We start from the raw sequence: 23,781 nt of genomic DNA on the forward strand, positions 1-23,781 counted from the left end.
GGTGGGCCGACTTACTTGGTGGCGGAAGCGGACGGGTTGGAGGTCTGCTCTGCCTTGGGGAGGTATTGTTCCGGCATCGGTGAACCCGGGAACCACTTCTGGTAGAGCTTCTTCCAGGTGCCGTCTTCCATCGCTGCCGCGAGGCCCTTGTTCAGCGCGTCCTTGAAGGCGGGCTTGTCTTTGGCGATAGCGAACCCGGCCGGAGCGTCAAAGGATGGAATGTCGGCAGCACTGACCAGGCCAAACTGCTCCTGGTAGGCCTTTGCAGCCTCGTAATCGAGGAAATGGGCATCCACGGAACCGCTGTTCACGGCCGCGATGGCAGTGTTGTTGTCAGGGAAGCGGACCAGTTGCGCCGAGGTGAAGTTCTTCACTGCGTAGGCTTCCTGCAACGTGCCTTGGACTACGCCCAGGCGCTTGCCGTTGAGGCCGTCAACGTCGCTGATGCCCGAGGTCTTTGTGGTGATGACCGTCAGGTAGCCGGCGAGGTAGCCGTCGGAGAAGTCCACTGTTTCTTTGCGCTTGTCGGTGATGCCGATAGCTGCCACACCAACGTCGAACTGGCCGTTGGCTACGGCTGCGAGCAGTCCCGAGAAGTCCTGCCCGGTGAAGACAACCTTGTCTACGCCGGCGCGGTGGGCAACATCCTTGAACAGCTCCACGTCAAAGCCCGTGAAGTTACCCGAGCTGTCGGTGAAGGTATACGGCTTGGAGTCGCCCAGGCTGGCAACCCGGATGGTGCCCGACTCGATCAGGCCGTAGGGATTGTCGGCGGAGGGCGAGGAGCTGGCGGAGGATCCACCGCAGCCGGAAAGGGCGAGGATTGCCGCCAAGGCCGCTGCTGCCAGCGCTGCCGGGCGGAAGTTCAATTTGATCACAGCGTTGTCCAATCGTGGGAGGGAAAAGCGGTGCTGTCAGGAGCCGCTGGAGATATTGCTCGATGCGGGAGTCTTGCTGAGTCCGGTCTCATTCTCTAGGATTGAGACCGGACTCACATCGATTGATTAGAATGTAGCGGAACTCACAAAGCCGCGTCAACACCCCTTTGGAAAGGTGAACATGAGCACTGAGGGATCCCGACGGCGGGACGTAACGGTTGCCGACGTCGCCAAGGCCGCGCAGGTGTCCAAGGCCCAGGCTGCACGGGCCCTGGGCAATTACGGGGCTGTCAGCGACGACGTCCGCGAGCGTGTCCTCGCCGCCGCCGAGGAGTTGGAGTACCGGCCCAACGAATTGGCCCGCAGTATGAATACCGGGAAATCGAACACCATCGGGGTGGTGGTGGGCGATATCGAAAACCCGCATTTCGGCCTTGCCATGAGAGGCATCACAGACACCGCCAAGAAGAGCGGGTACCACGTCATCCTCATCAACACCGACGAGGAAAGAGCCGCCGAAGTAGACGCCGTGCGGGTGCTCCTGGATAAAAGGGTGGATGGGCTGATTGTGGCCCCGGCATCGTCCGTGCATACCGCGCACCTCCAACAGCTCCGCGAGTCGGGGCGCCCCCTGGTACTTCTGGACCGTGCTGCGGAGGGGCTGGATGCCGAGGCGTTCGCCGTGGACATGACCGGCATCTCCTACGAATCCACCAAACACCTCCTCGCGGCCGGGCACCGTCGGATCGCCTTCGTGTCCACGCTGACCTCGGACAAGCCCTACCAGGAAGGAATGGCCTTGGAGTCCTCGCAAATCGCCGACCGCCTGGATGGAATCCGCCGCGCCTTCGAGGAAGAAGGGCTGACCCGACCCGCCGACCTTGTCCGGCTCAACGCCGGCGACGCCGAATCGGTGAAGAAAATTACCCTGGAACTCCTGGACGGACCCAACGCCGCCACCGCCATCATTGCCTCCGACGGCCTGATCGCACTGGGCGTAGTGGAAGCCATCCAGGAATCAGGCCGATCAATTCCCGACGACGTCTCTTTCCTCATGTACGACGACTTCGCTTGGACGCGGCTCACCACTCCCCCGCTCACGGTCATTGCACAACCCGTTTACGAGATGGGTCAGGCCGCAGCCTCGGCACTCATCAGGCAGATCGAAGGCAGGAGGACCTCCGCACCCAGCCCGGAGTTGGCGGCCCGCCTGATCGTGCGTGGCTCAATCGGTGCGGCCTAGGCCTTTCCTCCAGCTACGTCGCCTTCCTCGGGATCGTCCGCGGACCTGACTTCGCCCCGGATGATGCCCAACTCCTCGAGTTGCGCGGACATGCCTGCGCCATCAGGGGCGTAGATCCACGGGACACCGGGGGTGGGCTGGCCGCCGGACTTTGACCGGCCACCGGCGAGGACGGCTTCACCGGGGGAAAGTTGGCGGATGGCGATTGCTTTGACGTTTTCGGGGTGCCGCTGGGCGAAATCGGAGTAGATGGCTTCATCGTGTTGTCCGTCGTCACCCACCAGCAACCATTTGATGGTGGGAAATTCCTCTGCGAGGCGTTCCAGGGAGTTCTTTTTGTGTTCCTGTCCGCTGCGGAACCACCGGTCCGGGGTGGGACCCCAGTCGGTCAGGAGTTTGGGGCCGGCGGGGTACAGGTTCCGGCTGAGGAACCGGGACAGCGTGGGGGCCACGTTCCAGGCGCCGGTGGACAGGTAGAGCACCGGGGCGGAGGGGGCGGTCCGCGCGATGCGTTCGTAAAGCACGGCCATGCCCGGGGTGGGCGTCCGTGCATGCTCGTTGAGGACGAAAGTATTCCAGGCCGCCAGGAAGGGGCGCGGCAGTGCGGTCACCATGACGGTGTCGTCGATGTCGGACACCACACCGAAGTCCGCGTCGTCTGCCACGACCTCCACGGGAGCTTCCACCGTGCGGGAGTCCCCCGACTTCAGGATGATCGTGTGCCAACCGGCACCCAGGGCCACCGGAATGCGTGCGTCCACAACACCGCCGCGGTCGGCAACAACATGGTGCACCTCGCCGGCGACAGTCACTTGCACGGCCGCGTTAGCCACCGGCGCGCTGGTGAAGTTGCGCCATCCGCGCATGCTTTCCTGCAAGGGGTTGGCATGTCCGGCCGCATCTCGTGGGTCGCTGCGGACCACGCGCGCGAGGACCCTGATCCAGGAGGTGCTGCCGTAGCCGGTGTAAGGGATGACGGTTTCCACCCGGCCCCTTCGGATGGCCAGCTTCGTCTGGAACCTCAGCCACGCGTCGTCGAGCCGCATTGCGATATGGCGCGCCTGCTCCTTTGAATGCTTCAGGCTTTTGGCGGCGTCGGACTCCGGGCGTGGTCTCACGGTACGGAAAGGCATGCGTCCAGTCTTCCACGGCCCGTGCCCACCCAAAGGCCTTTGACGTATTCCACGTCACATCGTATGCTTTATGAATCGATTCAAGCTGCCTATCCAGTCACTTGATCTTTGCCAACGACGCCAGAGGAGTACAGCGACGTGACAGTCATGCACCGGAGGGAAACCACCCCCATCACCGACGGCGACGCCGCGCGTAAAGACCCGAAGAAGGCCGCGATGAGCGGGTGGATCGGAAGTGCGCTGGAATACTACGACTTCGCCCTGTATTCACTGGCGGCAACGCTCCTGTTTCCCACGATTTTTTTCCCTACCGAGAACCCCACCGTCGGCATCATCGCCTCCTTGGCGACGTACGCCGTCGGCTATGTCTCCCGACCACTCGGCGCCGTGGTGCTGGGCGCCTACGGCGACAGTCATGGGCGCAAAAAGGTCCTCGTCTTCGCGATGCTGCTCATGGGTTTCGCCACCTTCGCAGTGGGACTCCTGCCCACCTACGGACAAGTTGGCCTCCTGGCACCTGTCCTCCTGGTCATCCTCCGGCTGATTCAGGGCTTTGCCGTGGCCGGTGAACTGGGTGGGGCAAGCGCGATGATCGTGGAACACTCCCCCGATGCCCGGCGCGGCTTCTTTGCCAGCTTCAGCCTCCAGGGCACACAGGTGGGTTCGATCCTGGCCACCGCAGTCCTGATTCCACTCGCCGCCCTGCTGCCTGACGAGGAATTCCACTCCTGGGGCTGGCGGCTTCCGTTCCTGCTCAGCGCCGTGGTGATCGTGGCCGGATACGTCATTCGACGCCGGGTGCAGGAACCTCCCGCCTACCTGGCCCAATCCGAGGGAGCCGAGACCAAGCGTCGATTCCCGCTGATCGACCTCCTGCGAACCCACCCCTGGGTACTGGTCCGCTGCATCGCCATGACCTTTACCAACGTCATTGGTATGGCCACCCTGATCTTCGGCGTCTCGTATGCCACCCAGAAGGGCTATGGGGTCGGTTTCTCCAGCAGCGAGTTCCTGTGGGTGACCATGGCGGCCAACGTGACGGCCGTGCTGACCATCCCTGTCTTCGGCGCACTGTCCGACCGGATCGGCCGGCGGCCACTGATGGTGGCCGGTGGAATCTCCGGTGGCTTGCTGACCATGGCCTACCTTTGGGCCATCCAGCAGGGCAGCCTGCCACTGGTGTTCGTCTGTGTCGTGATTGTGCAGGGCGTCCTGTTCCAAATGTGGAATGCCACCTTCGCCACTTTCTTCCAGGAACAGTTCCCCATGCGCATGCGCGTGACGGGCTTCGCGGTCTCCCAGAACATCGGACTCATGATCGCCTCGTTCTTCCCCAGCCTTTTCACAGCCATCGCTCCCCCGGGGTCGGCCAACATCCCGCTGGTCATCGGCATGACCACCTTAGGCATCTGTCTCGTGTCAGTTGTCGCCACCCTGATGTCCGCGGACACCAAGGGCAAGTCGCTCGACGACCTCGAGGCCAGCTAGCAGGGAAGGCCAGCTAGCAGGGAAGGCTCGCTAGCAGGGAAGGCTCGACGGCGGTCGGTCAGGTCGCGGCCTGGCCCAACGCGGCGGCGATCAGGACTTCGGCCGCCTGCCGCGCCTGGCTCGCGGCGTCGGGCGTGCCGGCGATGGCCGCCGTCGTTTGCGCCCCCTCGGCAAGGATGGCAAGCTGCGGGGCCAAGTACGGTGGAGCGCCGGCGTCAGCCGCCAGCGCCGCGACATATTCCTGGAATGACTCCTTGTGCTTCCGCGCATACTCGGCCACTTCGGGGCTGACGGCCCCCAGTTCGGCGAAGCTGTTGATGAAGCCGCAGCCCCGGAACGAGTCCTGACAGAACCATCCGGCAAGATAATCGAAGATGGCCAGGAGCTTGGCCCGCGGATCCGCGGCCTGGCGAACAGTGGCATCCAGCCCTTCAGTCCAGGACTGGTGTCGGCGTTCCAGCACGGCCATCACGATGCTGCCTTTGGACGGGAATTCCTGGTACAGCTTCTTGAGGGATACCCCGGCGGCCGTGCGCAGCTCATCCATGCCAACGGACTGGATGCCCTTGGCGTTGTAGAGCCCATCAGCTGTGGCGACTATGCGGCTACGGACTTCGGAAATATCCATGTACCCATAGTACTTGTATTGAGAACGAGCGTTCTATAGTATTTGAACCAGAGAGAGAACGATCGTTCTCTACTTCGAGGAAAGGGAACAGAATCATGGGCTTCATCAAAGTCGGAACTGAAAACACCACGGACATCGAGCTCTACTACGAGGACCACGGCTCGGGCCAGCCGGTTGTCCTGATCCACGGCTATCCCCTCGACGGCGCCTCCTGGGAGAAGCAGACCGCCGCCCTCCTGAACGCCGGCTACCGCGTCATCACCTACGATCGCCGCGGCTTCGGCAAGTCGAGCAAGGTCACCACCGGCTACGACTACGACACCTTTGCAGCCGACCTGAACACGGTCCTGGAAACCCTGGACCTGCAGGACGCTGTGCTGGTCGGATTCTCCATGGGCACCGGTGAAGTCGGCCGCTACATCGGCACCTACGGCGAAGGCCGTGTTGCCAAGGCTGCCTTCCTGGGTTCCCTTGAGCCCTACCTCCTGCAGACCGACGACAACCCCGCCGGTGTACCCTCCTCCGTTTTCGACGGCATCCGCAACGCGGCCATCGAAGACCGTTACGCCTGGTTCGAGAACTTCTACAAGGACTTCTACAACACGGACAACTTCCTCGGAAACCGCCTCAGTGAGGAAGCCCTGCGCAACTCCTGGAACGTCGCCGCCGGTTCTTCCTGGTACGCATCGTTCGCAGTGGTTGACACCTGGCTGACCGACTTCCGCTCCGACATCGAGAAGGTCACGGTCCCGTCCCTGATCGTCCACGGCACCGACGACCGCATCCTGCCCATCGACTCCACCGGCCGCGAATTCACCAAGCGCCTCCCCGCCGCCGAATACGTGGAGATCGAGGGCGCACCCCACGGCATGCTCTGGACGCACGGCAGCGAAATCAACGAGATCCTGCTGGGCTTCCTCTCCAAGTAGGCAGCCTTTTCAGCAACAACGCACGACGACGGCAGGTTACCGACGGTTCCATCCGAACCGAAGGCGGCCTGCCGCCGTCGTTGTTTGCAGCTTTGCTTCTTGGCGCGCCTTACGTCCTTGGCGGCAAGGCCAGCTTGAAAACCTTGGCCCATGCGGAACCGACCTGCTTCAGCAGCGGGCCAGTGGTGTATTTCAGGCCGTAGCGTTGGCAGATCTCCCGGACCTTGGGGGCCACCTCCGCGTACCGGTGCGAGGGCAGGTCCGGGAAGAGGTGGTGCTCAATCTGGTGGGAAAGGTTCCCGGTCATCAAGTGCATGAACTTCGAGCCGGAAATGTTGGCTGACCCGATCATCTGCCGGACATACCAATCTCCACGGGTTTCGCCTTCCACCATCTCCTCGGTGAACGTGTCCGTTCCTTCCGGGAAGTGGCCGCAGAAGATCACCGCGTGAGCCCACACGTTGCGCACGGCGTTGGCGGTGAGGGTGCCCATCAAGGCCTGCTTGCCCGAGCCCGTCAGCATGGCGACAGCGGGCGTTGCAGCGTAATCCTTGGCGAACTGCTTGGCAGCCTTGCGCCCCAGAGCCTTAAGGTCCTTGACCATGGACTCCTTGGACTTGAGGCCTTCCTTGTACTCCGGGATCTCCAGGTCATAGATGGCGATCCCCCATTCGAACACCGGCGCCAGCAAGGCGTTGTAGAGCGGGTTGCCCAGGTTGTAAGGCTTCCATTCCTGGTCCGGGTCCATGCGCAGCAGGTTGTATCCGACATCGCGGTCCTTGCCAACAACGTTGGTCCAGCGGTGGTGGAGGTCGTTGTGGGTGTGCTGCCACGACCGCGAAGGGGTGACGAAGTCCCACTCCCACGTAGTGGAGTGGATGTCAGGATCGCGCATCCAATCCCACTGGCCGTGCAGGATATTGTGGCCCAACTCCATGTTTTCCAGGATCTTGGCAACGCTCAGCAGCGCCGTGCCGGTCACCCAGGCAGCCTTGTTCTTGCTGACCAGCAGGGCAGCGCGTCCGGAGATCTCCAGGCCGCGCTGGATCTTGATCATCCGCTTGATGTACGTGGCATCAGTGGCACCGCGCTTGGCCAGCATGTCATCGCGGATGGCGTCGAGCTCACGGCCCAGTTCCGCTACCTGCTCATCGCTGAGGTGGGCCGCTGCGGGCGGACGCAGGGTGGGGCTGCCGGACTCGGCAAGCGCACCCGGGCGGGTCTTCGCGGGGCTGTTGTTCGCCTGTTCGCTGAAATTATCGACATAAAGTGGGACTCTCAGATTTCAAGGTTGACGGGCCCGACAGCTGCCGAGACACAAGTTTGGATGAGTTGGCCGGGCTCCCCGTGGACCTCGCCAGTGCGCAGGTCGCGGACACTGCCTGACAACAGGGGAGTCAGGCAGCTGTGGCAGATGCCCATGCGGCAGCCGCTTGGCATAAGAACCCCGGCGTCCTCGCCGATGTCCAGGATGGGGGTGCCGCCGTCGGCCTCCACCTCGCGGTCGGACGCCTCAAAGGTGACGGTTCCACCTTCGCTGCCGTCACCGGAGACCAGTTTGGTGCTGAAACGCTCGATGGTCAGCGTGCCTTGGCTGCCACACGTGCCAACCTCGCTGCCGGACGTGTGCGCGGCTTCCAGGGCCGCCTGGTGCCACATGGCCTCGGCGTCGTCCAGGAAGCTCTCCGGACCGCACGCATAGGCGGCCCGCTCCTGCCAGTCGGGACAAATCTCGCCGATCTCCGCCGTGGTTGTGAAGTCCAGGCGGTCGCGGCCATGGGTGAACCACTGGGCCAGGCGGAAGTTGGGAAACTGGTCTGCCAGTTCGGCCAGCTCTTCCCGGAAGATGCTTTACTTCTCGGTCCGGCACGAGTGGATGAGGACCACATCTGCGTCCGGCCGGCTGGGAATGAGCGTCCTGATCATGGACATGACCGGGGTGATGCCGCTGCCTGCCGTGAGCATCAACAGGGGCCGCGGGTGCTCGGGGAGGACGAAGTCACCCTGCGGCGGGGCCAGGAAGAGGACATCGCCAACTTTGGTTTTGCGGACCAAAGTTCCGGACACGGAGCCGACGTCGGTCACGGTGATGGCGGGGTCCTTGCCGGCGGGCGCGCTCAAGGAGTAGGACCGCCACTGGCGGACGCCGTCCAGCTCGACGCCGATGCGCGCCCACTGGCCAGCCAAATGGGCGCGCCAGCCGCGGCCGGGTCGGAAGAATATCGTCGCCGATTGGGCTGTCTCCTGGACCACCCGGGTCACTACTCCCCGCAACTGCCGCGAGGAATAGACCGGGTTGAACAAGGCAAGGACATCTTCGGGGGCAAGGGGCGTTGTAAGGACCGAAGCGAGGTTGGAGAGTGGCCGAAAACTGAACATGGGGCCTAACCGGGGAATGGGGGTTGGGGACTCATTCACCTTTTCCCATAGTGACGGGTATTACGCCGTTGTCCAAACCCGCTGGTCAATCCACGCCCGGGGACCATCAATCACCCCGGCGGTTTCTCCCGGGTCCTGTTGCGCGGACGGGGACGTGCCGGCACCCGTGTGGACGCTTCCCGGCGCTCCCCCACCGTGTTGTGGATGGCTCCGATTCCCTCAACCGTCAGTGTGACCACGTCCCCGGTTTCCAGCGGTGGTGGCGTTTTGGATCCGTTCCGTCCCCACAGTTCCGCCAGGCAGCCGCTGCCACAGGTCCCGGAACCCAGAACATCCCCCGGCCGCACCACTGAATCCTGGGAAGCGTAGGCAACCAGTTCGGCAAACGGCCAGCCCATGTTGGAAAGCAGGTCCTGGCCGATGAATGCGCCGTTGACCTCAACGGACATGGAAATGGGCAGGAAACCCTCGTCGTCGTGGAGGTCCTCAAACTCGTCCGCGGTGACAATCCAAGGCCCCAGGGTGTTTGCGAAATCCTTGCCTTTGCAAGGGCCAAGGCTGACTTTCATTTCACGGCGTTGCAGGTCCCGGGCGGACCAGTCGTTGAGGATGGTGTAGCCAAAAATATGCCCGTGGGCTTCTTCCGCAGTCAGATTGCGCCCCTCACTGCCGGGAACACGCCCGACGACGGCAGCTACCTCGGTTTCGAAGTCCAGTTCCTCGCAGCCCGCCGGAATTCCGATCACCTCACCCGTTCCGCTGACAGTGTGCGGATTGGTGAAGTAGAAGGTGGGCGCCTGGTACCACTCGTCCACCACGCCGGCTGCTCCGTCGATACTCTTTCGCACGCCTTCAACGTGCTCCTCGAAGGCAACGAAATCGCGGATGGTGGAGGGCTGCAAGGGTGCCAGGAGCCTTACGTCATCCAAGGAGACGGCGGCTGCGGAGCGGATCGTTTCTTCGGCGCGCTCCAAGGTCGCCGCAAGGCCTGCTCCCAGCAGGGTGGAGACGGTATGCCCGTCCGGGAGCGCATAGCATTTCCCGTCGTCGACGAATCCTGCGTACGTACCGTCGCCGTGATTCCAGCGCGCAATCTTGACCATGTGAATCGTCCTTAAACGGTGGTGCGGGTGGATTGGTCCGACGCGGCCGTGATACCCAGCCTTCGGGCGTTCCCGGCAAGGACCTGCTGCCCGGAATCCTCCTCCAAGGCCGCCGCGTGGACCTCACCCACGGGATCATCCGAGCCCATGTCGAACGGGTAATCCGAGCCCAGCAGGACTTGCCCTGCACCTGAAGCGTTGACAAGCGCCTTGAGCTCTTCCGGGTTGTGGACCAAAGAGTCGAAGAAGATTTTCCGCAGGTAGCTCGACGGCGGGTGGGCGCAGGTTTGCGCTTCGGGGCGCATTTTCCATGCGCGGTCGGACCGGCCGATAGTGGTTGGAAGGTATCCGCCGCCGTGGGCTGCCAGGACTTTCAGGTCCGGGTACCGGTCCAGCACTCCGCTGAAAATGAGATGGGACAGGGCAACCGCGTTTTCCGCAGGTTGCGACACGGTGTTGGCCAGGTAGAAGCTGTCCAGCCGTTCGTCCAGCGAGCATCCGAACGGGTGGAGGAACACCAGGGCACCCAGTTCCTCCGCCCGGGCCCAGAAGGGCTCCAGGCGGGGGTCCGAAAGTTCCACGGTGGTGCGCTCAGCGGAGGCCGGCGTGGCAGCGAATGATCCAATCTCCACACCCAGCAGTCCGCACTCCACCACGGCGTGCTCAAGGGCTTCCACCATGAGGTGCGGGTGCTGCAGGGGCACCAGGCCCAGCCCGTTGAGCCGCTCCGGCGCTTGGTCCACGTAATCCCGCACGGCCGTGTTCGCCCGGTGCGCCAACTGCAGTGCCAACTCTTCGTTGGCGAAGTAATAGAAGTGCGACGGGGACGGGGAAACCAGCTGGACATCGACGCCTTGGGTGTCCATGTCTGCTAAACGGCGTGACACATCCGTCAGCTGGGGCCACCGTTCTTTGATCATGCGGCCCGAGGATGCCATGGACTCAGGCCCGTTCCTCTTAGCCTCCAGTGCTTGCAGTGCCGCGAACCCCTGGGGGTCGTTGGTTGACACCAACTCCTGGAGCGCGGGCAGCAGGACATGTGCGTGCACGTCCACTACCGGCTGGCTGGGAATCGAAGTGTTCGTGTTCATGCGGGTTCCTTCACCATGGTGGAAAGCGAGTTCATCAGGCCGGGCACGTCAGCATCGCGGACGCCGTCCAGCATCCACTGGCCCAGTTGGACCGAGGCCGTGACAACCGCCGCTGCCCTGTCCTGGCGGCGGTCCGTGAATTCCTTCCACAGGGTTTCCGTCACATGGTCGGCGGCGATCAGGAGTTCGGCCAGGACGGCCGCGTCTTCCAAGGCCATTGCCGCGCCCTGCGCCACCGTGGGAGGGCAACTGTGTGCGGCATCGCCGATGATGACGCTCCGGCCCCGGTTCCATGGCCCTTCAACCAGGTGTGAAGTGAACCAGGTGTAATTGATCCGGGCACTGTGATCCAGGTTTTCGCGGATCTCCCGCCACGGACCGCCGTACTCGGCGGCAAGCCCGGACATGGTCTGCGGGCCGTCTTCTGGCCTGCGTTCCTGGGCCTTTTCCACCAGGTAGGCATAAATGCTGTCTTCACCTGTGGGGCAATACCCGGCGATGAAGCAAGGTCCGCCATAGGTCAGATCCGTGCGGACAACCTCCGCCGGGCGGGGAACGAAAGCACGCCAGATGCCCATGCCGGTGGGGGTGGGCTCCACGTCGATTCCAATGGCCCTGCGCACCGAGGAGTGCAGCCCGTCAGCACCGATGAGCAGGTCATAGCGTGAGCTGGCGCCGTCGGTCGTACGGACGGTGACGCTGCCGCCGTCGTCAATGACCTCGGCTACGGCCTTGCCGTAGGAGATCCTGGCACCGGCCTGGAGTGCTCGCTCGCGGAGAATGGCCGTGAGGTCCGGGCGGTACATGCCGAGGGTGGCGGGAAGGTCATCGCCGCCAGTACGGATGTCCTCCAGAACCGCAATTACCGTCCCGGCGGGATCGGGAGCGCGGAGCCCAAGGTTGCTGAAGGAATACCCTTTGGCTTCCACCTGGTCCCAGACGCCCAACTGGCGGAGGATCCGCAACGCATTTCCCTGCAGCGTGATTCCTGATCCCAGAACCTGCGGCTCGCTGGCCTTCTCCAGGATTTCGACGTCCACGCCGGCGTCGGCCAGGAGGATGGCAGCAGCCAGGCCCGCGGCTCCGGCTCCGGCTATACCCACTGTCTGTACTGCTGCCATCGTTGACTCCTTTGTTAGGACGGCGTTTATTGCATTGTGTGCCCGGTTCCGGAACCGGGCCGGCTACCTGACGGCGATCGGGTTCACCGGGGACCCCACCGCACCCGTGATGGGGAGCGGGGCTGCGGTCAACATGAACTCGTACCTGCCGTCCAGGGCGCAGGCTTCCGCGAGGGCGTCCGGATCCCACATTTCGCCCAGGAACAGGCCCAGGTTGGGAATGGCGACCTGGTGGAGTGGCTGGAAAGCACCCTCGAATTCGTTCGGCCTGACCTCGAAACCCCACGTATCCGTTGCGATACCCGCGATCTCGGATGCGTGGAGCCACGGTGCCGTGGTGAAGGACAGGCCAGGGGCGGAGCCTCCTGCATAGTCACCCCACCCCTCGCGGCGAACACGGCTGTAATGGCCCGTGCGGATGATCACGATGTCCCCGCGCCGTACCTCCGAACTGGAACCTTGGGCCTGGATGGTCTGCTCGAGGTGCTCCGGGGTGATGGCAAAACCATCCGGCAACTCCCCGTCGACGCCCAGAACGCGCCCAACGTCCAGCAGCACGCCACGGGTGACGATCTTTGCCGCTGCCGTTTCAATACCCGTGACCAGATCGCCTTCGGAGGTGACGACATCGCCCGCTGCCCTGCCGTTCCAGGCCTTGCCGCGATCGAAGATGTGCCCCAGCCCGTCCCACTGCGTGGAACATTGGAGAGGCATGGCAATGACATCATCGGCCCCGCCAAAACCGTGCGGAAAACCTTGGTTCCCGCGTTCGGCGTCAACCCCGGTGTCCGTCATGGTGTGCACCGGGTTGGTGCGGCGCCGCCAGCCCTTTTGCGGGCCGTTGGTGTCGAACGGCTGCGAGAGTGAGAAAGCCTCGCCGGAGGTAACCAGCGCTGCTGCCTCGATCCTCTTTCCGGCATCAATGAAGTTCAACGTCCCCAGCACGTCCCCTTCACCCCAACGGCCCCAGTTGTTGTACTGCCCGGCTGCTGCCATGATGCTGGCCAAGGGATCGTTGCGCCGGATCAACGGCACCTCAACCGGGTTGGCTGTCATTTCTCGTCCCGGCAGTGGATGAGCTGTGTTCCCAGCCCCGTGATGGTGCCTTCCATGACATCGCCGTCCTGGAGCAGGCGGCCCCAGTGCTGGCCGTTGCCTGCGGGGCTTCCTGTGAGGACAAGATCGCCCGGGCGCAGCGGCATGGTCTGGGAGGCTTCGCTGACCAGCTTGGCAACACCAAAGATCATGTCCTGGGTGGACTCGTCCTGCATTGCCTTGCCGTTGAGCTTCAGCGTCACCTGGACATCCTGCGGATCGCCGAAGAATTTGGCGGGAACCAGCAACGGGCCTGTGGGCAGGAAGCCCGGCGCATTCTTGGCCCGGTACCAGTCAGAACCAATGGCCGGCATGTCCCTGCGGAAGACGAACTCCCGCGTGGTGATGTCATTGACCATGGTGTAACCGAAAACGTAGTCGAGGGCTTCCTCCGGGGTGACCCGGAACGCCTCCTTGCCAATCACCGCTGCCAGTTCCAGTTCCCAGTCGTGCGACTTGCTGTAGGAGGGCAAGGTGAGCGGATCCGTGGCGGAAGCGATCGCCGTCGGGAGTCCTATGAAGAAGTACGGCGTTCCCTGACCGGCGCGCTGATCCATCATCGCGGCGGTCTTGGCCCTGACTTCCTCCGCATCCTGACCGTCTTCGCGGTGTGCCACCGCCAGGTCAACCACGTGCTTGCGGTAGTTGGCGCCGGTCTGCAGGACCTGCGCCGGTTCAACGGGAGCAAGAATTTCGACGACGGCACGGTCCAGGCCGGTGTCGGCACCGGCCGAAGCCGCCAGGGTGTCCAGTTCCGCTTCGATGCTGTCCCAGTGCTGGATCAGGGAGTTGATATCCGAGTCCAATGGAAGGACACGCCCGCCCACCAACAAGCCAGTGCGGGCTTTGTCCGAGCCGGCTTCCAGGAAACGGACCAGCGAGTAGCTTGCCTCAGTCATCAGCCGCGGCCCTGCTGGGCGTAGGGGTTGAGCAGGGCTTCCTTCATTTCAGGAGAAGCGCCTTCTTCAGTGGCCGTGAAACCTTCGGCGGGCGGGAAGGACTCGGTCATGGAGTGCGGCATGGCACCGTTCTTGTAGAAGTTGTTGGAGCCCTCGGACGGCTTCCAGGTGTTGGCTTCCCAGTCCGGTACGTAGTTGCGGTAACCGCCGGAGTTGAGCTCAACGCGCATGCCGGACGGGTCACGGAAGTAGAGGAAGTTCTGCTCGCCAACGCCGTGGATGGAGGGTCCGTATTCCATGGGGGTGCCGTTTTCCATCATGACGTCCGCAGTGCGGAGCAGATCCTCGGTGGCGTCCACCCAGAAAGCGATGTGGTTGACGCGACCGGCCCGCTTCGAGGTGTCCATGACCACGCCAAGGTCGTGGGACTTCTCGTTGGTGGTGAGCACGGAGAAAACGGTGATGGGGGCTTCGTCCAGGTCAACGAACGCCATGACGCGGAAGCCCAGGGCCTCGTTGTACCACTTGGCAAATCCGCGGACATCCGAGCACGCAACCGTCACGTGGTCCAGGAAGCGGGGCGCAGCAGCATGGCTGCTGCGGCGTTCGGGACGGTCCGGGTACGTGGATTCGAAGCCGGGCTCGGCCACGAATTTCTCTACTTCGTAGAAGAGGCGCATGTGGTGGCCGTAGGGGCCGGTGAATTCGTAGGCCTTGCCGAAGCCGTGGCCGCCGGCAGTCCAACTGCCCTGTACACCCGTGGATTCGACGCGCGCAGCTGCCGCTTCAAGAGCGTCCTGGGAGTTGGTGCGCCAGGCCATGCGGCCCAGGGAAGCTTCGGGTCCTTCGGTAATGACCAGGCTGTAACGGTAGTAGTCGCCCCAGCACCGCAGGTAGACGTTGCCATCCACGCGGTCGATGATGCGCATGCCGAATTTTTCCTCGTAGAACTTGGCCGAGGCTTCAACATCCGGCGTGGTGATCTCGAGGTGGGCAAGGTGGGAGAGCGGAGTTTCCACGGTGAATTCCTTCTTACGTGCTGATGACTGTCAACGGACTGCAGCGTCTACAGACAACAATGAGGCAGATCACGTATCCGGGGAAGAGCTACTTACGGATAGGAACTATCTGTCCCGTGAATGGTTGGCTACCCTGAAGGAATGAAGAATCTGGACCTCAACCTGCTCCCCCAACTGCAGGTGCTGCTGGAACTGCGCAACGTCTCCAAAGCAGCCGAGAGGCTCCAGTTGAGCCAGCCTGCAACCAGTGCCGCACTGGCCAGGTTGCGTCGTCATTTCGACGACGAACTGCTGGTGCGCAACGGCCGCAACTACCATCTCAGCCCCTTCGCGCAATCGCTGGTGCCGTTGGTGAATGACGCCATGGAGCACGTCCAGCGCGCCGCCCGTGTCCGCTCACGGTTCGACCCCGCAACCAGCGAGCGCGAGTTCATCATTGCGGCCTCGGACTACGCGGCGGTCCTCATGGTGAGGTCCTTGCGGGGGATCCTGCAGCGGGAGGCCCCGCACGTCGTCGTTGACTTCGTCCCCACGCCGGGCTTGGAAGGCAACTTGGCCGAGTACTCCAAAATCGATCTGCTGGTAGGTCCCCAGGGTTACGGCATGCCGGGCGACTCGAAGCAGCTCTTCAGGGACAGCTTTGTGGCCGTGGTGGACACCGGCAACCCGATCCTGCAGCTGGCTTCCCCAACTCTGGCCGATCTGGTGTCGGCACCTCATGCGGTGGGCTACTTTGGCGAAGGAATCAGCACGCCCGCGGACAAGATCTTCGAAAGCAAAGACGTCCGACGGCGGGTGGCGGCCGTGGTGGCCGGCTTCCTGTCGCTGCCGCTGCTGGTTGAGGGAACCGACTTGGTGGCGTTGGTACCCAGGATGCTGGCGGCAAGGAGCCAGCGTGGCGCGGAGATAGCGGTGCTGGAGTTCCACGAGGATCTTGAAGCCGAGTTGGTGGAGGCGATGTACTGGCACCCCTCACAGACCGAAGATCCGGCCAGCGTGTGGCTCAGGTCTGTTGTGCAGCGCGCCTGTGCGCAGCTGCATGCCTTCTTTCCCGCCACCACACAGGGGATGGTGGTGGCGGGAAACACCGTTTCCGGAAAGGCCGGTTAGCTGACCGTCACCACAACTTTGCCGCGCGTGTGGCCTTCCATGTTGAGTCGGAAGGCCTCAGCGGCCTGGGCCAGCGGGAAGGTTTGGGCCACTTCCACCTGGAAGTTTTCCTGGTCCACCGAGTCAGCCAGTTCCTGGAGGTCTGCACCAACCGGTGTCACCCACATCCAGGTTCCACCATGCTTTTCCACCTCGCCGTCCGCGATGGAGGCGTGCCGGCCGCCGTCCTTGAGCACGGCCACGGTGGCTTCAAGGCTGCCGCCGGCGAAATCGGCAACTACGTCCACGCCGTCGGGCTCGATGGCTTTGACGCGTTCTGCCAGCCCCTCCCCGTAGGTGACCGGCTCGGCACCCAGGGAGCGCAGGAACCCGTGGTTCTTCTCCGAGGCGGTAGCAATGACTTTCACGCCCCGGGCCGAGGCTATCTGGATGGCCAGGGAACCCACACCACCGGATCCGCCGTGGATCAACAGTGTTTCGCCGCTCTTCACGTCCAGCCGGTTGAGGACCTGAAAAGCTGTCAGCCCGGTCAGCGGAAGGCCTGCGGACTCGTTCCAGTCCAGCGTGGCGGGCTTGCGGGCCAGGACGCGCTCGGGCAGGGCGATGTACTCGGCGAAGCTGCCGCCGTGGACATAGTCCTTGCGGGCATAGGAGATCACTTCGTCGCCGGGCTGGAACCGGTGGGAGTCGATTCCCACTGATTCCACCACTCCGGCCACGTCCCAGCCGGGGATCGCCGGGAACTGGATGTCCATGAGGGGGTCCAGGTGGCCGCCCATGATTTTCCAGTCCACCGGGTTCACGGAGGTGGCTTTGATCTTCACCAGGACCATGCCGGGGCCTACCTTGGGCATGGGCTGATCGGTGAGTTCCAGGACGTCGGGATTGCCGTATTCGCTGTAAGTGATTGCCTTCATCCTTCGCACAACCGTGCGTTGGATAGGTCTATTCCTCTAGTCGAAAAATCCCACGATGTACCCGATGAAGTAGAGCATCGAGAGGAGGACAACCACGCCGATGATGGAGATCCACAGAACCTGGGTGCCTTTCCGCGGGCCGCCTTCATCGTGGCCCTGCGGCCCTGCCGTGGATGCTTCGCCCGGTGGCGTTTCCCCGGGCGGAACTCCGCCGCCGGGTTCCAGGCCTGTGATCTTGTCCTCGTATGGATCTGGATTTGGTCCTGACACGCTCACTCCCCTGTTAGCAGGTGATGCTTTTGTAAAGCCTATCGAACCGCCGCCCCCAGAACTACAGCAACCTTATTATGTCGGCACCCGTCAACCGTGCCGCGCTGAGTCCTGCGCAGAAGTCCGCAGCCGGTACAGGGACGTCGTTGCCGTGAGATAGAGATCCCTGCCGGTCGGACCACCGAAACAGAGGTTGGAAACCCGTTCGGGAACGTCGACGGCGGCCAGCAGCCCGCCGTCGGGAGCGTACACGCGCACGGAGGCTCCAGCGGAAGTCCACACCCTGCCCTCGATGTCCACCCGGAGGCCGTCAGACACGCTGTCCTCATCAAGCTCCGCGAAGGTCTCCCCCGCCCCGCACCGTCCGTCGGCTACCGGGAACACCGCGATCCGGAACGGCAGGCCGTGAGACGGTCCAGCGGTGTCCGAGACGTACAAAAGGGATTCGTCCGGCGAGAACGCGAGGCCGTTTGGATGGACCAGATCGGTGATGACCGGACGCAACCCGCCTGTCGCCGGGTCGAAACGGAAGACGTAGCAGCCGCCGTATTCCTGGTCCCCTTCGTGGCCCTCAACAGTGCCGGGAAGAATGCCGTAGGGCGGATCCGTGAACCACACGCTACCGTCTCCCGCCACCACAACATCGTTGGGCGAGTTGAGCCGATGCTCACCGAACGACTCCACGATTGCCGATACCGCGCCGTCGTGATCGCGTTCCACGCGCCTGCGGCCGTGGCTGCATTGCACCACGCTTCCGTCCCGGTCCAGGGTGCGGCCATTGGTGTATTCGACGGCGGTGGCGTACTCGCGGGTGCTGCCGGTGGCAGGATTGAACTCCAGGATGCGGTTGTTGGGGATGTCGCTCCACCGAACGGTCTGCGATTCCGGGACCCACACGGGCCCTTCGGCCCAGACGGTGCCTTCGAACAGCTTTTCCAGGCTGCCTTCAATGAGTGGGGTGGCTGTTTCGTTGTCCATGGTTCCGAGACTAGTCCTCCACAGCTGCGGCACCTGTGGTTTCGGGGGCAGGGGACTCGCCCGGGTTCTTTTCCGTTGCCGGCATGGCAATCACTGCGACAACGGTCAGCACGGCACTTATCAGGACCGCGATGAACACCGCGGAGGATGCTGCCACCGTGGTTTCCGCCCCGTGGCCGCCTTCCACTCCGGCAGGGCTTCCGTTGGCGTAAATCGCGTTGGCGACGGCACCGAACACGGCCACACCGATGGCGCTGCCGATTGACCGGGCAAAGAGGTTGGTTCCGGTGACAACGCCGCGCTCGTTCCATTCCACGCTGGACTGCGCAGCGATGAGGGTAGGAGTCGCCACCAGCCCGAGCCCCAGGCCAACAATGAAGCACGATGCCGCGACCAGCAGCACATTGGGTGAGGAGGCAGTGAGCGCCAGAATGGAGGCGCCAACCACCGTAATGGAGATGCCGATCAATGCGGTCCTGCGGAAACCGATCCGGAGGTAGAAGCGGCCCGCCTGCGAGGCACTGATGGGCCAGCCAAGGGTCAGGGCCGCGAGCGCAAGTCCCGCCAGGATCGGAGAAGTCTTGATGGAGCCTTCAAGGAAGGTTGGCACATAGGAGGTCAGCCCCAGCAGAACCGCACCCACGCCGAAGGAGATGAGGGCCGTCGTCGCGAGCAGTCTGAGGGAAACCACCCACGGCGGGAGGACGGGCTCGGCAGCCTTCCGCTCCACCAGGAGGAACAACCCAAACAGGACCGCACCGGCAACAAAGACTCCAATGCTGATGGCCGAGTTCCATTCCCAGGCCTGCCCGCCTTCCAAAGCGCCCAGGATGAGCAGGCTCAGCGACACCGTCAGCAGGGCTGCGCCGGCGTAATCCACCCTGTGCTTGGTGCGTTCAACATCCTCATGGAAGGTGCGGACCAGCATCCAGCCGGCCAGGAGGCAGAGCGGGATGTTGATGAGGAAGATCCAACGCCAGATCCCCAGCGAGGAGAAAACGCCGCCCAATGTTGGCCCCACCACTGAGGAGATCGCCCAAACACTGGCGAGGTACCCCTGCACTTTTGCCCGTTCCGCGAGCGTGTAGATGTCCCCTGCAATGGTGATCGATACGGGCTGGACCGCGCCCGCGCCCAGACCCTGAAGGACGCGGAACGCGATCAACGCGGGCATGCTCCACGCCAGGCCGCACAATATGGAGCCGAGCAGGAACAGCCCGATGCCCCAGAGGATGAGCGGTTTCCGGCCCACCATGTCCGACAGTTTGGCGTAGATGGGAACCGATACGGCCTGGGCGAGCAGGTATGCCGAGAACAACCAGGGGAAGGATGAGAACCCGCCGATGTCTTCCACAATGGACGGCACGGCCGTGGCAACAATGGTGGAATCGATCGCCACCAAACCCGTGGACAGCATCAACGCAATGAGGATGGGCCCCCGCTTGGAGCGGAATCCGACGCCGTCACTGGTCTCTGTTGTCATCTGGTTCCGTTCCGTCCTGGTCAGTTCTGTTCCCCGCATGGCGTAACCGCCCCGGTTCCCAGATTAGTCCCGGCCGGGTCAGGTGACCCGGAGTTCAGCAACCTGCGCGTGCTCCAGCCCGCCTCCCACATGGATCTCGAAAGTACCCGCCTCCACGGCGTACTGGTCCTGGTTGTCCCAGAAACCGAGGTCTTTCCAGCCCAGCTCGAAAGTCAGCATTGTGGCCTGGGACGGATCCAGGGTTGACCGGGCGAAAGAGCGCAGCCGGCGGACAGGCTGGGCCAGCGAGGCCACCAGGTCCCGGATGAACACCATGGTGACTTCGTCCCCTGCCACGGCCCCGGCGTTCGTGAGGGACACCGCCACCTGAACCGATCCACCGGCCCGCAGATCGTCCAAGGAGATACTTGCCGGCGTCACACTGGGCGTACCGTACTCGAAGGTGGTGTAACTGAGGCCGTGCCCGAACGGGAACTGCGGTCCCAGGTCAAGGTCCCTGTACTTGGACGTGTAAAAGTCGTCCGTGTTCCCAGGACCCATCAGGCCGACATCCACGGTGGCGGCGTCGATTCTTCCTGAAATTTTGGCCGGGCGCCCCGTGTTCTCGTGGTCATAGTAGATGGGAACCTGGCTGGAAGACCTGGGGAACGTCATGGGCAGCCGGCCACCCGGGTTCACTGCGCCGTTCAGTGCACGGGCCACAGCGCGTGGCCCTTCCAATCCCGAGTGCCAGGCCTCAAGGAGTGCCGGCACCGCGTCAATCCAATCTGAGGTGACCAACGGACGTCCGTTGAACATGACAACTGCCGATGGCCTGCCGGTAGCAGCGACAGCCCGGATCAGCTGTTCCTGGGCACCAGGGAGCCGGAGATCGCTGCGGGAACTGGCTTCACCCGTCAGTGCCGAAGGCTCACCGACAGCAACAACGATTGCATCAAAGTCGGCTGCGTCGGCCACTGCTTGTCCGATCAGGTCCGGGTCGCCACCAAAGAAACCCGTGCCTTCCCGAACCGTCACATCCCATTCCGGGCACTCTTCCCGGATCGCTTCGGCCAAGGAACCGGCAGGTTCTGCAAAGGACTGCACCCATGCCCCGAGGTGATCGGTGCTGTTGGCGTACGGCCCCACCAGAAGTACCCGCTGGCGTGCCGTTCCAAGGGGAAGAACGGAATGGTTCTTGAGCAGGACCAAGCCTTTTTCCGCGGTTGCCAACGCAGCACGGCGGCTTTCGGAAGACGGCACCACCACCTCATCCCCGGGTGACTTGTACGGGTCGGCGAACAAGCCCAACGCAAGTTTCAGGCGGAGAACCCGGCGCACGGCGTCGTCCACGCGCGCCAACGGCACGTGTCCAGGACCAAGGCGGGTGCCGTCGTCGGACGTTGTGACGCTACCGCCCATTTCAATATCCAGGCCCGCCGCGAACGACTGCCTCAGTGCGTCATCCAGGTCCTCGGCGATTCCGTGGTCCAGCAGGTTGACGACGCCATCGGCGTCACCCACCACCACGCCTTCGAACCCAAACTCATCCTTCAGGATGGAGGTCAGCAGGTGATGGTTGGCGTGCGCCGGCCGCCCGGAAACCGTGTTGAAGGCCGCCATGACAGTCGCCACGCCGGCGTCAACCGCGGCCCTGAACGGATCCAGATACACATTGCGGAGCCGCTGGCCGGAAACGTCAACGGTGTTGTAGTCCCGCCCGCCCTCCGCCTGGCCGTAAGCCACAAAATGTTTCGCGCAGGCAAGGATGGAATCCGGATCGCCCAGCGAGTCGCCCTGGTAGCCGCGCACCTTGGCGGCTCCGAACACACTGTTGACGTACGTGTCTTCTCCGAAGCCTTCAACAACACGGCCCCAGCGGGGATCCCTGGATACGTCGATCATGGGCGAGAACGTCCAGTTGACTCCCCCGGACGCCGCTTCCTGCGCTGTGACGCGGGCGTCAGTTTCAGAAACTGCAGGATCGAAACTGGCCGCCTGGGCCAAAGGGACAGGAAAGGTTGTCCGCTGCCCGTGGATGACATCCAATCCCACCAGGAGCGGAATGCCATGAGCAGTTTCTTCGCGGGCTATCCTTTGCAGTTCATTGGTGGCCGCGGCACTGCGCGGCCAGAAGATTGCGCCGATCCCGCCGCGGACCAGATCCGCAGCATCCTCCAGACGGGGGCGGAAGGCTATCTGGAGCTGGCCCAGCTTTTCCTCCCACGTCATGGCCTCCAGGAGGTTTTCGACAAGTTGGTCCTGTACCGGCGCTGATGTCACCGTTGGTCCTTTCTTTGATGGTGGGACATCGCGCCGGCTCCGGCGATCAGTCCCGGAGTGTCAGTACCTTTTGGTCGGCGCCGCCGCCCGGGACGGGCATGTAGGAGATCCGCAACCTCTCGCGAACGGCCACGGAGTGCTCGCCCCGGCCCAGTCCGCCGGGCTTGTCCACCGCCACGGTTGCGACCTCCCCCATTTCCCAGCGGTCGTCAAAGATGCCGGGAAGGTCGGTGAGTTTGTAGGTGTTTCCGTGGACGGTGAGGGACACCGCAGAGACTGGGGCCGTTTCGCCGTCCACAGTGACTTGCACGTCCTCCACCATGGAAAGTCCCAAACCGCGGTAGTAGGGAAGCCGTACGCCCAGTTCGAAGCCCGTGACGCGATCACCGTCAACCACGTTGCGGAGAGTGTCCTCAACAATCATGTACTTATCGAACACTGTGGCCTCCCTGGGCAGGGGCGCCTGCAGCAACCCCGTCGTCTTCACCGAGCAAACGCTCAAACATCCTGTGCTGGCGGCGGACCTGCTCCACGCTGTCTACCTCGAAAATGTCCTGGATGTGCCTGTTGCCCTCGTATTCGCTGGAGAGGTAGCCGTTGTAACCGCCCTCGATCAGCACCTGGATGATCTTGTCGTACGGGATGCTGTATTCCGTGCCCTCATCGGTCATCTCGTAGAACTTCGCCTGGATGTGGTGGATCAGCGGCATGTGCTCCAACATCACCCGCGGATCATTCCAGGTGAGGAAAGTGGAAAGCCTGGCGATGCCCTGCTCCACCGGGTTGGCGCCCATGTAATTGAAGGTATCCATGAGCCCGTGAACGTCCCCGCGGCTGTTGTACGTTTCCACCGCGAGCTCCACAAACCGGGACCGGGCTCCATCGCGCAGCGCCCGGTCGGACATGACCCGCGGGAAACGTTCAACGAACGTACCCATGTCAGGCATGAAACCCAGGGCAGGAGACTGCAAGCGGTGCATGACCTCCAGATGCCGGATCACCCAGGGGTGTTCGTAATGGAAGGGCGCATGCACTTCCAGGAGCAGCTTCAGGCCCAGCTTCTCAGCGTACGAGGCGCACGCTTCCATGACCTCCGGCGGCGTGTTGATGATGGCCCGGACGTGCTTGGCGCCCATTCTCTTGGCGATATCCAGGTCCTTGCGAACGGACTCCGTCATCTCGTCCAGGGTCATGACCCGGCCGGGATAGCGCTTGGTATCCAGGAAAAGGTCCGTGGCCACCGTGGTGGTTCCGTACTTTTCCATCCAACCATCCCACGTGCGGTAGAAGGCTTCGCCAGGATCCGGATACCCGGTCATGGATTGTTCGGGAATGATCTCGATCCCCAAGGCCCCTATGGCCGCAGCCTCGCTGACGCAGTCCTCCAAGGACATCTTCTTCAGGAAACACTCTTCCTGGTAACTGTAGAAACTGACTCCACGCTTGATCTGATGGGCGGTACTCAACACCCAGCTCCTCGTGTTTGGCGCGCACTGGACGCGACATTTCGCACCGACCTACGACGGGCGTAGTCCAACGCTACTGGGGGCGTCCGGCAAATGGCAGTGGCCCCAGGATCAGGAACGCCTATGCCGCGCATCCACAGATTGAATGAATGCCGGAGGTGCTCCAAGGACCTTTCACCAGTTAGCGTTTTACCAGGTGCCTGCATCGACCACCGCGCGCACTGCGCGCTGATGCTCCCGGGCACCGTGCCGCAGGTTCACAGGCCGGGCACTGAGTGATCCGTGAAGG

21 protein-coding genes and 1 pseudogene are annotated in these 23,781 nt (G+C 63.2%); 4 read left to right on the forward strand and 18 right to left on the reverse strand.

All coding sequences use genetic code 11. The features are described 5' to 3' along the window. Positions 1 to 11: 11 nt before the first annotated feature. Positions 12 to 878, reverse strand: a complete 867-nt coding sequence (locus tag LRQ04_RS15725) for an ABC transporter substrate-binding protein (RefSeq protein WP_235521308.1) — start codon at positions 876 to 878, stop codon at positions 12 to 14. Positions 879 to 1,059: 181 nt separating this feature from the next. Between LRQ04_RS15725 and LRQ04_RS15730 the strand changes: the two genes are divergently transcribed. Continuing rightward, the gene (locus LRQ04_RS15730) at positions 1,060 to 2,121 is read left to right on the forward strand and encodes a LacI family DNA-binding transcriptional regulator (RefSeq protein ID WP_235521309.1); all 1,062 of its coding nucleotides are present in this window, start codon (positions 1,060 to 1,062) and stop codon (positions 2,119 to 2,121) included. Here the strand turns inward: LRQ04_RS15730 and LRQ04_RS15735 are convergent. After that, a complete protein-coding gene (locus tag LRQ04_RS15735; protein ID WP_235521310.1) occupies positions 2,118 to 3,254 on the reverse strand; it encodes an App1 family protein in 1,137 nt (378 codons plus the stop codon). The genes LRQ04_RS15730 and LRQ04_RS15735 overlap by 4 nt on opposite strands. Before the next feature lie 138 nt (positions 3,255 to 3,392). Here LRQ04_RS15735 and LRQ04_RS15740 point away from each other — a divergent pair, with 138 nt between their 5' ends. Then, a complete protein-coding gene (locus LRQ04_RS15740; RefSeq protein WP_235521311.1) occupies positions 3,393 to 4,742 on the forward strand; it encodes an MFS transporter in 1,350 nt (449 codons plus the stop codon). Between the two features lie 58 nt (positions 4,743 to 4,800). Here LRQ04_RS15740 and LRQ04_RS15745 read toward each other — a convergent pair whose 3' ends face one another. Further along, a complete protein-coding gene (locus tag LRQ04_RS15745) occupies positions 4,801 to 5,370 on the reverse strand; it encodes a TetR/AcrR family transcriptional regulator (protein WP_235521312.1) in 570 nt (189 codons plus the stop codon). 95 nt (positions 5,371 to 5,465) lie between these two features. Here LRQ04_RS15745 and LRQ04_RS15750 point away from each other — a divergent pair, with 95 nt between their 5' ends. Continuing rightward, entirely contained in the window at positions 5,466 to 6,299 is an 834-nt protein-coding gene (locus tag LRQ04_RS15750; protein ID WP_235521313.1) for an alpha/beta fold hydrolase, read from the forward strand. Between the two features lie 109 nt (positions 6,300 to 6,408). On the opposite strand, the gene LRQ04_RS15755 is transcribed toward LRQ04_RS15750, so the two are convergent. From LRQ04_RS15755 to LRQ04_RS15790, 8 genes and pseudogenes are all read right to left on the reverse strand, one after another. Then, positions 6,409 to 7,581, reverse strand: coding sequence for an acyl-CoA desaturase (locus LRQ04_RS15755; protein WP_235521416.1), 1,173 nt, complete (start codon positions 7,579 to 7,581; stop codon positions 6,409 to 6,411). Beyond that, positions 7,578 to 8,678 (reverse strand): annotated as a pseudogene (locus LRQ04_RS15760) (ferredoxin reductase). Before LRQ04_RS15760 ends, LRQ04_RS15755 begins: the two are co-directional and overlap by 4 nt. Before the next feature lie 110 nt (positions 8,679 to 8,788). Next, on the reverse strand, positions 8,789 to 9,781 hold the full coding sequence (locus LRQ04_RS15765) for a fumarylacetoacetate hydrolase family protein (RefSeq protein ID WP_235521314.1): 993 nt from the start codon (positions 9,779 to 9,781) through the stop codon (positions 8,789 to 8,791). 11 nt (positions 9,782 to 9,792) lie between these two features. After that, on the reverse strand, positions 9,793 to 10,872 hold the full coding sequence (locus LRQ04_RS15770) for an amidohydrolase family protein (protein ID WP_235521315.1): 1,080 nt from the start codon (positions 10,870 to 10,872) through the stop codon (positions 9,793 to 9,795). Beyond that, positions 10,869 to 11,993 (reverse strand): FAD-dependent monooxygenase, encoded by a 1,125-nt coding sequence (locus LRQ04_RS15775; RefSeq protein WP_235521316.1) that lies wholly within the window; start codon positions 11,991 to 11,993, stop codon positions 10,869 to 10,871. The genes LRQ04_RS15770 and LRQ04_RS15775 overlap by 4 nt, the downstream gene beginning before the upstream one ends. A 63-nt stretch (positions 11,994 to 12,056) precedes the next feature. Continuing rightward, on the reverse strand, positions 12,057 to 13,049 hold the full coding sequence (locus LRQ04_RS15780; protein ID WP_235521317.1) for a cyclase family protein: 993 nt from the start codon (positions 13,047 to 13,049) through the stop codon (positions 12,057 to 12,059). Beyond that, the gene (locus LRQ04_RS15785; protein ID WP_235521318.1) at positions 13,046 to 13,987 is read right to left on the reverse strand and encodes a fumarylacetoacetate hydrolase family protein; all 942 of its coding nucleotides are present in this window, start codon (positions 13,985 to 13,987) and stop codon (positions 13,046 to 13,048) included. Before LRQ04_RS15785 ends, LRQ04_RS15780 begins: the two co-directional genes overlap by 4 nt. After that, positions 13,987 to 15,006, reverse strand: coding sequence for a VOC family protein (locus LRQ04_RS15790; RefSeq protein ID WP_235521319.1), 1,020 nt, complete (start codon positions 15,004 to 15,006; stop codon positions 13,987 to 13,989). Before LRQ04_RS15790 ends, LRQ04_RS15785 begins: the two co-directional genes overlap by 1 nt. Before the next feature lie 141 nt (positions 15,007 to 15,147). On the opposite strand from LRQ04_RS15790, the gene LRQ04_RS15795 reads away from it, so the two are divergent. Next, a complete protein-coding gene (locus LRQ04_RS15795; RefSeq protein ID WP_235521320.1) occupies positions 15,148 to 16,116 on the forward strand; it encodes a LysR family transcriptional regulator in 969 nt (322 codons plus the stop codon). Here the strand turns inward: LRQ04_RS15795 and LRQ04_RS15800 are convergent. From LRQ04_RS15800 to LRQ04_RS15830, 7 genes are all read right to left on the reverse strand, one after another. Beyond that, a complete protein-coding gene (locus LRQ04_RS15800) occupies positions 16,113 to 17,033 on the reverse strand; it encodes an NADP-dependent oxidoreductase (protein WP_235521321.1) in 921 nt (306 codons plus the stop codon). The genes LRQ04_RS15795 and LRQ04_RS15800 overlap by 4 nt on opposite strands. 36 nt (positions 17,034 to 17,069) lie before the next feature. Then, on the reverse strand, positions 17,070 to 17,303 hold the full coding sequence (locus LRQ04_RS15805; protein ID WP_235521322.1) for a DUF6480 family protein: 234 nt from the start codon (positions 17,301 to 17,303) through the stop codon (positions 17,070 to 17,072). 90 nt (positions 17,304 to 17,393) lie between these two features. Continuing rightward, complete coding sequence (locus LRQ04_RS15810; RefSeq protein ID WP_235521323.1) at positions 17,394 to 18,281, reverse strand: SMP-30/gluconolactonase/LRE family protein; 888 nt, start codon at positions 18,279 to 18,281, stop codon at positions 17,394 to 17,396. A gap of 10 nt (positions 18,282 to 18,291) precedes the next feature. After that, the gene (locus tag LRQ04_RS15815; RefSeq protein WP_235521324.1) at positions 18,292 to 19,764 is read right to left on the reverse strand and encodes an MFS transporter; all 1,473 of its coding nucleotides are present in this window, start codon (positions 19,762 to 19,764) and stop codon (positions 18,292 to 18,294) included. Between the two features lie 78 nt (positions 19,765 to 19,842). After that, positions 19,843 to 22,026: a glycoside hydrolase family 3 N-terminal domain-containing protein gene (locus LRQ04_RS15820; protein WP_235521325.1), complete on the reverse strand. Its 2,184-nt coding sequence runs from the start codon at positions 22,024 to 22,026 to the stop codon at positions 19,843 to 19,845. Positions 22,027 to 22,072: 46 nt separating this feature from the next. Next, positions 22,073 to 22,465, reverse strand: a complete 393-nt coding sequence (locus LRQ04_RS15825; protein ID WP_235521326.1) for a DUF6379 domain-containing protein — start codon at positions 22,463 to 22,465, stop codon at positions 22,073 to 22,075. After that, positions 22,455 to 23,495 carry a sugar phosphate isomerase/epimerase gene (locus LRQ04_RS15830; RefSeq protein WP_235521327.1) on the reverse strand — a complete coding sequence of 347 codons (1,041 nt, stop codon included), beginning with the start codon at positions 23,493 to 23,495 and terminating at the stop codon, positions 22,455 to 22,457. Before LRQ04_RS15830 ends, LRQ04_RS15825 begins: the two co-directional genes overlap by 11 nt. Between the last annotated feature and the right edge of the window lie 286 nt (positions 23,496 to 23,781).

The organism is Paenarthrobacter sp. AR 02 (assembly GCF_021538675.1).
Taxonomy (GTDB): Bacteria; Actinomycetota; Actinomycetes; order Actinomycetales; family Micrococcaceae; genus Arthrobacter.

Coding starts and splice junctions, on each gene's coding strand:
- LRQ04_RS15765 (WP_235521314.1), bottom strand. CDS start 9,781: ATGGTCAAGATTGCGCGCTGGAATCACGGCGACGGTACGTACGCAGGA.
- LRQ04_RS15775 (WP_235521316.1), bottom strand. CDS start 11,993: ATGGCAGCAGTACAGACAGTGGGTATAGCCGGAGCCGGAGCCGCGGGC.
- LRQ04_RS15795 (WP_235521320.1), top strand. CDS start 15,148: ATGAAGAATCTGGACCTCAACCTGCTCCCCCAACTGCAGGTGCTGCTG.
- LRQ04_RS15745 (WP_235521312.1), bottom strand. CDS start 5,370: ATGGATATTTCCGAAGTCCGTAGCCGCATAGTCGCCACAGCTGATGGG.
- LRQ04_RS15800 (WP_235521321.1), bottom strand. CDS start 17,033: ATGAAGGCAATCACTTACAGCGAATACGGCAATCCCGACGTCCTGGAA.
- LRQ04_RS15770 (WP_235521315.1), bottom strand. CDS start 10,872: ATGAACACGAACACTTCGATTCCCAGCCAGCCGGTAGTGGACGTGCAC.
- LRQ04_RS15730 (WP_235521309.1), top strand. CDS start 1,060: ATGAGCACTGAGGGATCCCGACGGCGGGACGTAACGGTTGCCGACGTC.
- LRQ04_RS15785 (WP_235521318.1), bottom strand. CDS start 13,987: ATGACTGAGGCAAGCTACTCGCTGGTCCGTTTCCTGGAAGCCGGCTCG.
- LRQ04_RS15810 (WP_235521323.1), bottom strand. CDS start 18,281: ATGGACAACGAAACAGCCACCCCACTCATTGAAGGCAGCCTGGAAAAG.
- LRQ04_RS15750 (WP_235521313.1), top strand. CDS start 5,466: ATGGGCTTCATCAAAGTCGGAACTGAAAACACCACGGACATCGAGCTC.
- LRQ04_RS15735 (WP_235521310.1), bottom strand. CDS start 3,254: ATGCCTTTCCGTACCGTGAGACCACGCCCGGAGTCCGACGCCGCCAAA.
- LRQ04_RS15780 (WP_235521317.1), bottom strand. CDS start 13,049: ATGACAGCCAACCCGGTTGAGGTGCCGTTGATCCGGCGCAACGATCCC.
- LRQ04_RS15815 (WP_235521324.1), bottom strand. CDS start 19,764: ATGACAACAGAGACCAGTGACGGCGTCGGATTCCGCTCCAAGCGGGGG.